Consider the following 12,689-nt stretch of genomic DNA (forward strand, 5'->3'; position numbering starts at 1 on the left):
AATGTCATGCCGTGTGCTTGTCCACGGCATCCAGAAAAACAATAAAAAATACTAATAATTTTAGTATTTGGATCCCGTGGTCAAGCCACGGCATGACAGAGGTGAAATTGATCCACGTAACAATACCAAGCGGGAATGACATCGGAAAGGTTAATTTAAAGAAAAACATAAAGGATAAATAGAATGCACAACACCACAAAAAGAGTAACAGTTCCGGCACTTGAAGAAATCTTATATGAGCCTATAAAAGTTTTAGATCACGGCTTTATTAGAGTTATCGACTATATGGGGGATGATAGTGCTATAGTACAAGCAGCTCGTGTTTCTTACGGTAAGGGTACGAAGCAATTAAACCAAGATAAAGGGCTGATAAACTACTTGCTTCGTCATTATCATACCACTCCTTTTGAGATGTGTGACATCAAGTTCCATATTAAACTACCGATATTTATTGCAAGGCAATGGATTAGGCATAGAACAGCTAGCGTTAACGAATATTCTGCAAGGTATTCTATTTTAGGCAACGAATTTTATTTACCTGAACCGGCAAATATTGCTTCCCAATCTGCCGTAAATAAACAATGTAGGGAAGGGGATAGCTTACCGAAAGAAGTGGCTGAAAAGGTCCTTGCAATTTTAGAGGAAGATGCTAGACAGTGCTACGGGCATTATAAGGAATTGATGAATGCCGATGAAGAAGGTAATATTATAGATGAGAACGCCACAGGGATAGCAAGAGAGCTTGCTCGTATGAATTTAACTTTAAATTATTATACGGAATGGTATTGGAAGATTAATTTACATAATTTACTTCATTTCTTAAGGTTGCGTGCCGCCCCTCACGCACAATATGAAATTAGAGTTTATGCCGAAAAAATGCTTGAGATAGTTAAAGCTTGGGTACCTTTTACTTACGAAGCTTTTGAGGAATATCGTTTGCAGGGAGCGAATATTTCACGTAAAGGTTTAGATGTAATTAAAAGAATGATAAAAGGTGAAAAAGTTACCCATGAAACTAGCGGCATGACTAAAAGAGAATGGGAAGAATTAATGAAGATTTTTGGGTAGTGGATGTCATTTCTGCGAAAGCAGGAATCTAGTAACCTTTAATGTCATACTGCGACTTGATCGCAGTATCCAAAAAAATAACTTATAATAGTGTTGCAAGCTGGATCCCGCGATCAAGTCGCGGGATGACACCGTACTGACGGAATTTGATTTTGATAAAAAGGAGTATTTTGAGTGAGAAATATTATATATTTTATACTATCACTATTATTTAGCTTTACCGGTTATGCACTTGAAACAATAAATATTGAGCATGGGCGAGCCGACCCTACGCCTATAGCAGTAAATAAATTTAATGCTGGTAGTTCTACTGATAACGTAGTAGGTCACGATGTGGTTAAAGTTATCTCTAATGATTTAAAGCTTTCGGGATTATTCCGTCCTATTTCCTCTGCATCTTTTATAGAAGAGAAGACAGGAATAGAATATAAACCGCTTTTTGCTGCATGGCGTCAAATTAATGCTAGTCTTTTAGTAAATGGTGAAGTTAAGAAACTAGAAAGCGGTAAACTTAAAATTAGCTTTATATTATGGGATACATTGCTTGAAAAACAGCTCGCCGGTGAAATTCTTGAAGTACCTGAAACCTTATGGAGAAGAGCGGCACATAAAATTGCCGATAAAATTTATGAAAAAATTACCGGTGATGCCGGTTATTTTGATACCAAAATAGTGTATGTATCAGAAAGCAGTTCTTTACCGAAAATAAAAAGAATTGCTTTGATGGATTATGACGGGGCTAATAATAAATACCTTACCAATGGAAAGTCATTAGTCTTAACCCCAAGATTTGCTCGTTCGGCGGATAAGATTTTTTATGTTTCATATGCTACCAAAAGAAGAGCACTTGTTTATGAAAAAGATTTAAAAACAGGCAAAGAAAGTGTAGTAGGTGATTTTTCCGGTATATCTTTTGCTCCTAGATTCTCACCGGACGGTAGAAAAGCTGTAATGTCGATAGCTAAAAACGGCTCGACGCATATCTATGAAATCGACCTTGCTACTAAACGGCTTCATAAATTAACTGACGGATTTGGTATTAATACCTCTCCTAGCTATTCACCGGACGGTAAAAAAATTGTGTATAATTCCGATAGAAACGGTGTACCTCAATTGTATATCATGAATTCGGACGGAAGTGACGTTCAGCGTATTAGTTTTGGTGGAGGTTCTTACACTGCTCCTAGCTGGTCGCCTAGAGGAGATTATATAGCATTTACTAAGATTACTAGAGGAGACGGAGGAAAAACTTTTAATATCGGAATTATGAAAGCATGCCCCCAAGATGATGAGAATAGCGAAAGGATAATAACAAGCGGGTATTTAGTCGAAAGCCCTTGTTGGTCGCCTAACGGACGAGTTATTATGTTTGCTAAAGGTTGGCCTTCAAGAGCTAAAGCTCCAGGAAAGAATAAAATTTTTGCAATTGATCTAACAGGTCATAATGAAAGAGAAATTATAACACCGGCAGATGCTTCTGATCCGGAATGGTCAGGTGTGCTGAACTAATGTCATTCCTGCGAAAGCAGGAATCCAGTTTTTTAAGCAAATTATATACTAAATTTTCATATAATTTTCTTTGTTTTTATCATTTTTTTACTGGATTCCCGCTTTCGCGGGAATGACATAAACGAGTTGTGCAACAAGGTCATACCTCTGCAGGAATGAAGTTAAGCTACTTCTCTACTATGGTTTAAAATAAACTTCTTTATTTTTTCAAAAGCCGTATTTTCTATTTGTCTAATACGTTCCTTAGAAATATTATACTCACTGCTTAGAATATCTAGAGTTTTAGGAGTATCTGTTAATTTACGCTCTGTTAAAATACGAAGTTCCCTATCGTTTAAAATCTTCATAGCATTTGATAGTAACTTCCTTTTACTGGTAGAATTTTGCTTATTAATAGCCATAGCTTCGGGAGTAGGGCGTGTTTCCGGTAGTAGTTCTATTAACTCTCCGGATTCTGCATCGTCACTATTTATAGAGTTATTTAACGATAAATCAGGACCTGAAATTCTAGTATTCATTTCGGAAACTTCATTAACCGAAACGCCTAGCTCATCTGCTATTTGTGCAAAATCATCGGTAGTAATAGCCCTTGAGTATAAATTAGTAATTTTATGCTTAACTTTATTAAGACTAAAAAATAATTTTTTTTGTGCGGCCGTTGTTCCCATCTTTACTAATGACCAAGATTTTAATATATATTCTTGTATGGCTGCTTTAATCCACCACATCGCATATGTTGATAGGCGGAAACCAAGTTCGGGATTGAATTTTTTTACTGCCTGCATTAAACCTATATTACCTTCTGAAACCAATTCGGTAATAGGAAGACCGTAAGTCCTATAGCCGCTTGCAATTTTTGCAACAAGCTTAAGATGGCTCGTTACTAATTTATGTGCAGCTTGTAAATCATTCTCTTCTAAATAGGATTTCGCTAATAAAAATTCTTCTTCTTGCGTAAGTGAAGGAATTTTATTGATTTTCTGTAAGTAGCTATAAAATCCTGATTCGCTAGAAATTGCTAATGCATTAATATTATTAGTCATACTAACCTTAAAAACTATTTTTCTTTATACTAACACATATATGATCTAAAATAAACTTTTTCTAGAGTATTTTTAAATAAAATCAAATAATGTCTAAAAAATCCAATAAAAATTTAGCTTTTTCCTTGCTGGGATTAATAATTAGCATGGTGTTACTAAGCTTTGCTTCCGTACCTATCTATAATTTATTTTGTAAAGTTACAGGATATGGCGGCACTACTGCAAAAGAAACGGTGAGTGTATATTCTAAGGTAAAAGGCACTAAACCTATAATTATCGAGTTCGATGCTAATGTTGATAAAGATTTGCCTTGGCGTTTTATCCCAAGGCAGCAAAGAGTGCAAATTGTTCCGGGGCAGAATACTCTAGTGTTCTATGAAACGGAGAATCTAAGTGATAACGATATAATAGGTACTTCCGTATATAATGTTACTCCAAATAAAGCAGGAAAATATTTCGTAAAAATTCATTGTTTTTGTTTTGAAGAACAATTATTAAAAGCCGGCGAAAAAGTCTTAATGCCGGTTACATTTTATATAGATAAGGATTTTGAGCTTGATCCTGAAATGCAAGACATTAAAGTACTTACTTTATCTTATAGTTTCTTTAAAGTAAGAGAACTATAGCTGTCACCCCGTGGTTTGACCACGGGGTGACAACGGAGCGTTTTTCAAGAGCCATGCAACAAAGTCCATCATTGATGTTCAATAACCCATTTACGAAGTCTAACAATCGGCGGAGTATTTATAAGAGCAGTAGAAGGTAAAACTTTGCCGTTAGTATTAAGGTTAATTATAGGATCTATACCGTATATGCTATACCAAGGCTTTAACGGCGAGCTATTTGAATATTTACGGTGAAACCAAGATAAAGAAGGTGTTGTTTCTTCATACTCTATTACTTTAACCGATTGTGGATTTTTGTGATATATAAGGCTAAGTACCGATTGGTCGGAATGATGCCATTTATATTCATCGTAATTAGGGTAAATATTATAATCTTTGCCTGAAAGAATTCTAATATCTTCACAACTTTTTAGCCATTTTTCAATAAAAGAACGAGAAAGCTTGGTATTACGTACAATAATAACGGCACACCAAATGTGATCGTCATTTCTGCATTCGTCAGTAAGACAATCCATTAAAGCAAAAGTTTCACCTTTAACAAAACTACCGTTTTTACGATTGCGATCATGTACCAGTAATATATCATTATCGCCTAAAAGATTTGTTAAATTACTAATATGCTTTTTAATAACAAATGCTGAATCTAAATATACTATAATAGCTCCTTCCGGTGCATTTTTCATTGTTTCAAGTATAATATAAGGCTTCCATAGCCATAACCCCGCTCCTGCAGGTTCATTAAAAATTTCTTGATTTTTTTCTAAAAATGCTTGATTTATATGCTTTTTCTTATAGTTAAATATGAAATCTATACCTTTATTAATCGCATAATGAGTAGTTGCATTTTGATTACGATAAACATACTCCGGACCGTCGGCATAAGAAACTAAATAAATAGGCTCCTTTATAGAATTCTGAATAGATAAATCTACTTTTTGTAATGATAGGTCATTAATAAAACCTTGACGTGCATATTCTAAAATAATCAGTAGAAAATAAATTAGAGCTAATGTAATAACTGTTTTGTATAATATTTTAAATAACATATAATTTTTTAAGCTATGTGTCTTGTTGTGTGGATCAAAAAATGCGTGCGATGTCATACCGTGGCTTGACCACGGTATGACACAGTGGATTTTATCGGCCTACGCAACAATGCCTGCTCGCAATGACGAAATCGATAATTATTAGACAACGCCAATTATAGCATTTTAATATATTAAAAGATAGTGTTGTAATTTAATTATAAATTTAGTATAATTTGCTGTTTGTTTAAGGTTGGTATGATTAATTTAGGGGATAAGCAGTCTACTATAGTTGTCGCAATGTCAGGCGGGGTTGATAGTTCGGCGGTTGCCGCAATGTTGCATGAACAGGGACATAATGTTATAGGTATTACTTTGCAGCTATATGATCACGGTATGGCAGTAGGGAAAAAAAATACCTGTTGTGCCGGTCAGGATATTTACGATGCTAAAATGGTAGCAAATAAGCTAGGTATTCCCCATTACGTACTTGGTTATGAGAGCAAATTTAAAGAGTTGGTAATAGATAATTTCGTCGATAGCTATTTACAAGGTGAAACACCGCTTCCATGCGTGCAATGTAATAAATCGGTAAAATTTAGGGATCTAATTAAAACGGCTAGAGAACTTGGGGCAGATAAGCTTGCTACCGGTCATTACGTACGAAAAATAAACGGTGATAATGGAGCGGAATTACATACAGGGCTTGATCCGGCAAAAGACCAAAGTTATTTTTTATTTACGACAACTAAAGAGCAATTAGAATATTTAAGCTTTCCTCTTGGAGGACTTACTAAGGATGAAACACGAAAGCTTGCTAGTAAATTTGGGCTTGAGGTAGCGGATAAGCCGGATAGCCAAGATATTTGCTTCGTACCTGACGGGAATTATAAGAGCGTAATAAATAAAATACGTCCCGGTAGCAGCGAAAGCGGTAAGATTGTTCACGTAAACGGGTTTGAGCTAGGAGAACATAGTGGTATAATTAATTACACTATAGGGCAACGTCGTGGGCTTGGTATAGCTTATAAAAAGCCTTTATATGTAGTAAAGATTGATCCTAAGGACAATATAGTATATGTAGGACCGGAGTCTGCATTACATGTGCAGGAGTTTATAATTAAAGACGTGAATTGGCTTGCAGATGAGACTAAAGATAACGAAAAGCTAGAAGTAGCCGTTAAAATCCGCTCAACAAGACCGCCTCGTTTAGCCGAAATAAGTAAACTCGGTGATGATAAAATGAAGATAAAATTTTTATCCGAAGAAAAAGCCGTCGCCCCTGGACAAGCATGCGTTATTTATGCTGGAGAGAGGGTACTTGGCGGCGGATGGATTACTAGGGATATGAGGTAATTGCGTCATTGCGAGGAGCGAAGCGACGTGGCAATCTAGTTAGACCTCCTGAGATTGCCACGCTCCTTTTAGTCGCTCGCAATGACACAATTCACAAAAAAATAAGCTCACTAAAACAGGAGAAAATAATGAGTTTTTTTAAGAAGAAAAGTTTTGAATCAGTAAAAGAGATAGGTAGCTCAAGCGGTCTTAGTAAGACGCTTGGAGCATTCGATTTAATATTACTGAGTCTTGGTGCAATGGTTGGTACGGGCGTATTCGTTGTTACCGGTATAATTGCCGCTAAATTTTCAGGACCTGCAGTGATGATATCTTATATGATCGCCGGTATTACCTGTATTTTCGTCGCACTTGTTTATACCGAACTTGTTGCTATGCTTCCGACTTCCGGCAGTATTTATACTTACTCTTATGTTGCATTCGGTGAAGTATTCGCTTGGATGATCGGTAGCGTTATAATATTAGAGCTTGGAGTATCTGCTGGAATAGTAGCTGCCGGTTGGTCAGGTTATATACAAGGAATATTGGAAGCAGGCGGAGTATATTTACCAAAAGCCTTAACTACCGTACCTTCAAATGGTGGAGTAATAAATTTACCGGCATTTTTAATTTCGGCATTTATTGGATTTATTTTATTTTTAGGTACTAAAGATAGTAAAAAAATAAATGCTATTTTAGTTTTTGTAAAAATGGCAGCAATATTTGCTTTTGTTGTGGCAGCTGCTCCGCATTTTGATGCTACTAATTGGAGTAATTTTATGCCTTTCGGTTTCGGTGGAGTCGTGATGGGTTCTTCTATTTTGTTCTTAGCTTTTACGGGATTTGGAACAATTGCAACTGCAGCTGAAGAATGTAAAAATCCAAAGCGTGATATAATGATCGGTATTATAGGATCACTAGTTTTAACTACTTTAGTATATGTGGTAATGTCAGGCTTAGTTACCGGTATAGCTCCTTTTGATCAGCTAAATAATGATCGTCCGCTTGCTTATGCCTTAACTATCAATAATAGTAAAATTGGTTCAGCAATTGTTTCAACCGGAGCGGTTTGTGGTATGATGACGGTGTTGATGATGAATATTTACGGTACTTCTCGTATTTTTTATGCTATCGCACGTGACGGTTTACTACCGAAAAGTTTTGCAAAATTGCATCCTAAATATGATAGCCCATATGTTACGATTATAATATTCTCTGCACTTGCAGCGTTTTTAGGAGGTTTTTGTCCTACTGAAATTATAACGCAATTAACTTCAATGGGAGCACTTATTGATTATATTGTTGTAGCAATAATAGTAATGATGTTTAGGATAAAATTACCGACTGCTCAAAGAGCATTTAAATGTCCTATAGTATTTGTTATTGCACCGTTTATTTTGTTTGCTTGTATCTATCTATTACTTACACAAATGTATGGTGATGAAATATATAAAGGAAACTTTAATATATTAACGGCAGGTCGTGCGTTAATATATTGGTTTATTACGATATTTGTTTTATATATTATAAGATCGTTCTTTATGAAAGAAGAGCAAAATTAGGGACGTATGTTATACTGTGGCTTGACCACGGTATCTAGAAAAAATAAAAAAAAAAACTGGATATCGTGGTCAACTCGGCGTTGTTGCATTGATACCCGAGTCGTCATTGCGAGCGACTGAAAGGAGCGTGGCAATCTCATGAAGTAGTAAAAAATTCCTGAGATTGCCACGTCGAGGCTTTGCCTTTCCTCGCAAGGTATTGTTGTGTGGATAGAAAAACCTACTCGATGTCATCCCAGCGAAAGCGGGGATCCAGAAAAATAACTTCAATATTGATACATATTTGGTAAAATAAGTCTAAAAAACAAGTTTTTTTAGATTTTACTGGGGCCCCGCTTTCGCGGGGATGACATAAAATGGTCCATGCAACAACGCCTCCTCGCAATGACGTTAATCCACACAAAACCACAAAATTAAGCAAATGACTGAAAAGCTGCAACCACTCCGAGGAATGAAAGATCTTTTGCCGGATGATTATAAAGTTCACGACTATATAATTAATAAAGCAAGAGATGTTGGAGTATTGTACGGATATAAGCAAATGAGTACTCCTATTTTGGAGTATACTAAAGTCTTTAACCGCTCGATGGGTGAAAGCTCTGACGTAATCAGCAAAGAAATCTATAGTTTTTTAGATAAAAGCAATGATTCCGTAGCATTACGACCTGAATTTACAGCAGGTATTATAAGAAGCCTTATCTCAAACGGATTACAACATAAATTACCATTAAAGTTCTTCTCTACCGGTCCTGTTTTTCGTTATGATAGACCGCAAGCAGGGCGTCAAAGACAATTTCACCAACTAAATTATGAGTATATCGGTGCTAAAGGAGCAATTACTGATGCTGAAACTTTGAAGTTAGCCGTTGATATATTAAAAGCACTCGAAATAGAGCAGGATACTACCTTAGAGCTTAACTCTCTTGGATGTAGTGAATCAAGAAGCGTTTATCAGCAAAAATTAGTAGAATATCTAAATGATTTTAAAGATCAATTATCAGAAGAAAGCAAAATAAGGTTATCCAAAAATCCAATGCGGATACTTGATTCTAAAAGTGAGACCGATCAGAAAATAATAGCAAACGCACCGGTTTTATCTGAATATTACACTGATGGGTCTAAAGAATATTTTGAGGAGTTAATAAAGTATCTAGATATTTTAGGCGTAGAATATACTATAAACCCACGTTTGGTTAGAGGACTTGATTATTACTGTCATACTGCTTTTGAATTCACTACGAAAAAGCTTGGGTCACAATCTACTATTCTAGCCGGCGGACGTTATGACGGGCTTGCTAAAATCATGGGTAATAACGATGATGTATCGGCTATCGGTTTTGCTGCCGGTATCGAGCGAATTGCTTTAATGCGAGAATATAATATATCTGAAGTAAAGCCGGTATTTGTATTACCTATAGGCGAAAATAATATTTGCTATGCTTTAGAAATTGTAGATAAATTGCGAACAGAAAATATTGCTACTATCATAGAACCCCTAGGTAAAATAGCTAAAAGAATGCAACGCGTTCTTAATGAAAATGCTAAACTTATTATTTTTATAGGTGACGAAGAGCAGACGAATAATAGCTTAAAAATCAAAGACTTAAAAAAAGAAGAAGAATATATAGTAGATTTTGCAAAAGCTCTTGAGTTATTGAAGAAATATTAGCATTGCTCCGAAGTAGTTGATATCCTCATTGCGAGGAGAGGAGAGGGGTTGCACGGATCGGATTCTCATTGTCATCCCGCGACTTGATCGCGGGATCCAGTTAAAAATACTATATTTTAAGTAGTTTTTTGGATCCCGTGGTCAAGCCACGGGATGACACCTAGTGCGTTTTCCGATCCACGCAACAACGCTTACGGCTGCTCGCAATGACGCCTCAGTATCCACACAATAATGCCAATAAGGTCTTTTTAAGGGTTGTATAAAACCATCTTTTTACCCTAAAACGATTTAGCCATATAGAGTTTTTAATTTAAAATGATAGTGAATGTTTATTTAACCCCGATTATGGATAAGAAATACATGGTTTATTAGGTTTAAGTTGGTAAGCAATAAGAGCAGAGAATAGAGAAGTAAAGAAATTAATAGGTGATCGATGTCTGGAAGGAGTAATATTAAAATTCTCTTTTATGTAGCCAAAAATGGTTTCGATAATGAATCTCTTCCTTAAAAGGATTTTATCCAAAAGAGGTAATAAATAGTTTTTCATATCCTTTCTTATTCCGGTAATTTTTATTAAACCTTGCTTATAAAGTTTTGTAAACATTTTTTCTGAAATAAACTCCTTATCATCATAACACTTACCTTTTAGACCTTTTTGATAACCATTGCTTCAAATGCAATTCTGTCATCAACATTACCTTTGGTAATTTTAACAGCAATAATTTCTCCCTTATCATTGATTATCATATGAAGCTTGAATCCAAAAAACCAATCGACAGAACTACGTCCCATTTTTGCAAGATTATTAAAAGTTCTGTTAGAATTAATTCTGATATTTTTACATACTGCAAAATGTGTGGAATCTGCATAATAAATTCCCGTTCTTTTCCCACTTAAGTAATGTAACATCACAATCAATGGCAGAAATAATGAAGGAATAAGCTGAACAAATCTCTCATAACAAGGTGGATTCCTGAACAAATTACCATTAATAATAAAGTTTTGGTAATAAGCTTTTAAATGTTTATATGCACTAAAATGGTAAAAATCATTATTGAGAGTTCTTCACTTAAGGAAAGCTTACCTTCTCTAAATCTTTGCTTATTACTTTTCAGCAATTGATGTTTTACCCATTTCTCATAAATTTTACAAAATTTATCTACTATACAAAATATTGTAGTATATTTACACATGTTATTAAACCTTTATTTTGCTCCTTCAGTGCCCTATTTATATAAGGTTTAATAACTCTTGCAACCTTCCTTCCTCTCTATTCCTTATCCATAATCGGGGTTACTTAGATTCTTTTATGTTATTCTTAGCTAGAAGCGGCGTTGTTGTATGACTTTGATGTCATTCCCGCGAAGGCGGGAATGACATCGAGTAGGTTTTTCGAGCCATGCAATAATGTCTATGCGGGAATGGTCTCAATCTTATTTTTTAAACTTCTGAATACACCCAAGTAGAATCATGTATTTTATTATTTTTAAAATCATCTATCCCTTCAGCAATACTTGCTCTTTAAAAGCTTCTAATCGCCTGAATTCTTTATCAGACATATTAATAATCATTATTGTGATCCTTTAAAGTTAAATTATTCCTGACCATTAACCCATAAGCTTCTTCATCTTCAAGCCATTTAGCATTTTCTATTAAATATGATTCTTGAAATTCGGCGAGTTTTGGATCAGGTTCACCTGTTAAATGTTTAAGCCCATCAAATAAAATACCTAAAAAACCTATATTATTCTTTTTACAATAATCTCTTACATCTTCAACATGCTTCGTACGATCATCAACAAATACAATAAAGCTAGCCTTTAACTTATCAGAAAATTTTGATAAAGTACCGCTTTTTGAATGATTACCTGTTATGAATATCCCTTTATAACAAATAACATCATCCTTTTGTCCTGAGTTATAAATTGCTAATTCTTCATTATCTGAAAATTCTATACCTAGACTCTTTAATTCTTTATATCGCCAATCTTGCATAGAAGGAATATTGCCGAATTCTCCCGTATTCATTTGTGTAAGACCGTAAACCGGAAACTTTGTTTTGAGCTTGTTTATAACTTCTACCCACTCTTCATCAATTAATATTACTTTTCGCTGCAGACGCCAATTACTGATAATTTCCTCATAATTGTCATAATTACTTTTATTTTCCTTAATTCTGTCAATCATTTGATTATAAGGTGGCTTCTTAAAAGTTTTTGATTTAGGAGTTATAATAGTATCGTCAACATCAAGGAGTATATATGCATCAATAGGGGCATTTTTTATTATTAAATCATAGATTTTTGCAGCACTGTCAGCAGTTTCAAAATTTTTCATATATATTCCGAAGTAAAATGAAGAGTAGCCATACGAAGTTCAACTTGGAAAAGAGCAAGGAGTCTGTAAGCCGAGGAGCGGAGTGTATATTAAACGTTCAGCATCCGAGGTCTTACAAAGACGACATAGCCAATTTTTCAAGTTCAACGAGTATCAAATTTAATATTAAGTTCTTCAGTTAAAATAGCCATTAATTCAAGCCCTGCTCTATTTTTCCATTCGCCTTGTTCATAAAAAAAATGATGAGGACCGCTAACCGGCGACGACAACCAAATTTCTTTGGCAGCACTTTGTTTATTTATTACATATATACCTTTATCAGTATCAAGATTTAATATATCGCCTTGTAAATCTATATCTATACTTGCTTCTTCATCCTGCTCTTCTATATTGTCTGCTATATATGCAATTGTTGTCTCGGCTATTTTACTAAATTCACTATTATTCATGATAACATCCCTTAAGTAGATAAAAATATACAAAGATCAACTTCAAAAAGAGCAAGGAGTCTGTAA

Annotated in this window: 13 protein-coding genes and 1 pseudogene; 7 read left to right on the top strand and 7 right to left on the bottom strand. The window is 34.9% G+C overall.

Features of this window, described 5'->3' with window-relative positions; all coding sequences use genetic code 11:
* Positions 1–4: 4 nt before the first annotated feature.
* The gene (locus tag RMONA_RS09615) at positions 5–169 is read right to left on the bottom strand and encodes a hypothetical protein (protein WP_172643943.1); all 165 of its coding nucleotides are present in this window, start codon (positions 167–169) and stop codon (positions 5–7) included.
* Positions 170–183: 14 nt separating this feature from the next.
* Here RMONA_RS09615 and thyX point away from each other — a divergent pair, with 14 nt between their 5' ends.
* Both thyX and tolB read left to right on the top strand, forming a co-directional pair.
* The gene (thyX, locus tag RMONA_RS03945; protein ID WP_008580374.1) at positions 184–1,068 is read left to right on the top strand and encodes an FAD-dependent thymidylate synthase; all 885 of its coding nucleotides are present in this window, start codon (positions 184–186) and stop codon (positions 1,066–1,068) included.
* A gap of 174 nt (positions 1,069–1,242) precedes the next feature.
* Positions 1,243–2,577 (top strand): Tol-Pal system beta propeller repeat protein TolB, encoded by a 1,335-nt coding sequence (gene tolB / locus RMONA_RS03950; RefSeq protein ID WP_023507753.1) that lies wholly within the window; start codon positions 1,243–1,245, stop codon positions 2,575–2,577.
* 161 nt (positions 2,578–2,738) lie between these two features.
* Here tolB and rpoH read toward each other — a convergent pair whose 3' ends face one another.
* A complete protein-coding gene (rpoH, locus tag RMONA_RS03955) occupies positions 2,739–3,620 on the bottom strand; it encodes an RNA polymerase sigma factor RpoH (protein ID WP_023507754.1) in 882 nt (293 codons plus the stop codon).
* Positions 3,621–3,709: 89 nt separating this feature from the next.
* On the opposite strand from rpoH, the gene RMONA_RS03960 reads away from it, so the two are divergent.
* Complete coding sequence (locus RMONA_RS03960) at positions 3,710–4,246, top strand: cytochrome c oxidase assembly protein (RefSeq protein ID WP_008580370.1); 537 nt, start codon at positions 3,710–3,712, stop codon at positions 4,244–4,246.
* Positions 4,247–4,314: 68 nt separating this feature from the next.
* On the opposite strand, the gene RMONA_RS03965 is transcribed toward RMONA_RS03960, so the two are convergent.
* On the bottom strand, positions 4,315–5,292 hold the full coding sequence (locus RMONA_RS03965) for a hypothetical protein (protein WP_037231370.1): 978 nt from the start codon (positions 5,290–5,292) through the stop codon (positions 4,315–4,317).
* Between the two features lie 237 nt (positions 5,293–5,529).
* On the opposite strand from RMONA_RS03965, the gene mnmA reads away from it, so the two are divergent.
* From mnmA to RMONA_RS11440, 4 genes and pseudogenes are all read left to right on the top strand, one after another.
* Positions 5,530–6,627 carry a tRNA 2-thiouridine(34) synthase MnmA gene (gene mnmA / locus RMONA_RS03970; protein ID WP_023507756.1) on the top strand — a complete coding sequence of 366 codons (1,098 nt, stop codon included), beginning with the start codon at positions 5,530–5,532 and terminating at the stop codon, positions 6,625–6,627.
* A 128-nt stretch (positions 6,628–6,755) separates the two neighbouring features.
* Positions 6,756–8,168 (top strand): amino acid permease, encoded by a 1,413-nt coding sequence (locus RMONA_RS03975; RefSeq protein ID WP_023507757.1) that lies wholly within the window; start codon positions 6,756–6,758, stop codon positions 8,166–8,168.
* Positions 8,169–8,589: 421 nt separating this feature from the next.
* Complete coding sequence (hisS, locus tag RMONA_RS03980) at positions 8,590–9,837, top strand: histidine--tRNA ligase (protein WP_023507758.1); 1,248 nt, start codon at positions 8,590–8,592, stop codon at positions 9,835–9,837.
* Between the two features lie 70 nt (positions 9,838–9,907).
* Positions 9,908–10,026, top strand: a pseudogene (locus RMONA_RS11440) (YgfZ/GcvT domain-containing protein); the annotation flags it as partial.
* 154 nt (positions 10,027–10,180) lie between these two features.
* Here RMONA_RS11440 and RMONA_RS03985 read toward each other — a convergent pair.
* The 4 genes from RMONA_RS03985 to cyaY form a co-directional block, all read right to left on the bottom strand.
* Entirely contained in the window at positions 10,181–10,441 is a 261-nt protein-coding gene (locus RMONA_RS03985; protein ID WP_023507102.1) for a transposase, read from the bottom strand.
* Between the two features lie 41 nt (positions 10,442–10,482).
* The gene (locus RMONA_RS03990; protein ID WP_023507103.1) at positions 10,483–10,746 is read right to left on the bottom strand and encodes a transposase; all 264 of its coding nucleotides are present in this window, start codon (positions 10,744–10,746) and stop codon (positions 10,483–10,485) included.
* Positions 10,747–11,397: 651 nt separating this feature from the next.
* The gene (locus RMONA_RS03995; protein ID WP_023507760.1) at positions 11,398–12,174 is read right to left on the bottom strand and encodes a DUF2608 domain-containing protein; all 777 of its coding nucleotides are present in this window, start codon (positions 12,172–12,174) and stop codon (positions 11,398–11,400) included.
* Positions 12,175–12,317: 143 nt separating this feature from the next.
* Entirely contained in the window at positions 12,318–12,623 is a 306-nt protein-coding gene (gene cyaY / locus RMONA_RS04000) for an iron donor protein CyaY (protein ID WP_023507761.1), read from the bottom strand.
* Positions 12,624–12,689: the final 66 nt, after the last annotated feature.

Origin of the sequence: Rickettsia monacensis (assembly GCF_000499665.2) — a bacterium.
GTDB lineage: Bacteria > Pseudomonadota > Alphaproteobacteria > Rickettsiales > Rickettsiaceae > Rickettsia > Rickettsia tamurae.

Bases quoted from the DNA above. Each gene is read 5' to 3' on its own strand.
- RMONA_RS09615 (WP_172643943.1), bottom strand. From the start codon at position 169: ATGTTTTTCTTTAAATTAACCTTTCCGATGTCATTCCCGCTTGGTATT.
- thyX (WP_008580374.1), top strand. From the start codon at position 184: ATGCACAACACCACAAAAAGAGTAACAGTTCCGGCACTTGAAGAAATC.
- rpoH (WP_023507754.1), bottom strand. From the start codon at position 3,620: ATGACTAATAATATTAATGCATTAGCAATTTCTAGCGAATCAGGATTT.
- RMONA_RS03960 (WP_008580370.1), top strand. From the start codon at position 3,710: ATGTCTAAAAAATCCAATAAAAATTTAGCTTTTTCCTTGCTGGGATTA.
- RMONA_RS03965 (WP_037231370.1), bottom strand. From the start codon at position 5,292: ATGTTATTTAAAATATTATACAAAACAGTTATTACATTAGCTCTAATT.
- mnmA (WP_023507756.1), top strand. From the start codon at position 5,530: ATGATTAATTTAGGGGATAAGCAGTCTACTATAGTTGTCGCAATGTCA.
- RMONA_RS03975 (WP_023507757.1), top strand. From the start codon at position 6,756: ATGAGTTTTTTTAAGAAGAAAAGTTTTGAATCAGTAAAAGAGATAGGT.
- hisS (WP_023507758.1), top strand. From the start codon at position 8,590: ATGACTGAAAAGCTGCAACCACTCCGAGGAATGAAAGATCTTTTGCCG.
- RMONA_RS03985 (WP_023507102.1), bottom strand. From the start codon at position 10,441: ATGTTTACAAAACTTTATAAGCAAGGTTTAATAAAAATTACCGGAATA.
- RMONA_RS03990 (WP_023507103.1), bottom strand. From the start codon at position 10,746: ATGTTACATTACTTAAGTGGGAAAAGAACGGGAATTTATTATGCAGAT.
- RMONA_RS03995 (WP_023507760.1), bottom strand. From the start codon at position 12,174: ATGAAAAATTTTGAAACTGCTGACAGTGCTGCAAAAATCTATGATTTA.
- cyaY (WP_023507761.1), bottom strand. From the start codon at position 12,623: ATGAATAATAGTGAATTTAGTAAAATAGCCGAGACAACAATTGCATAT.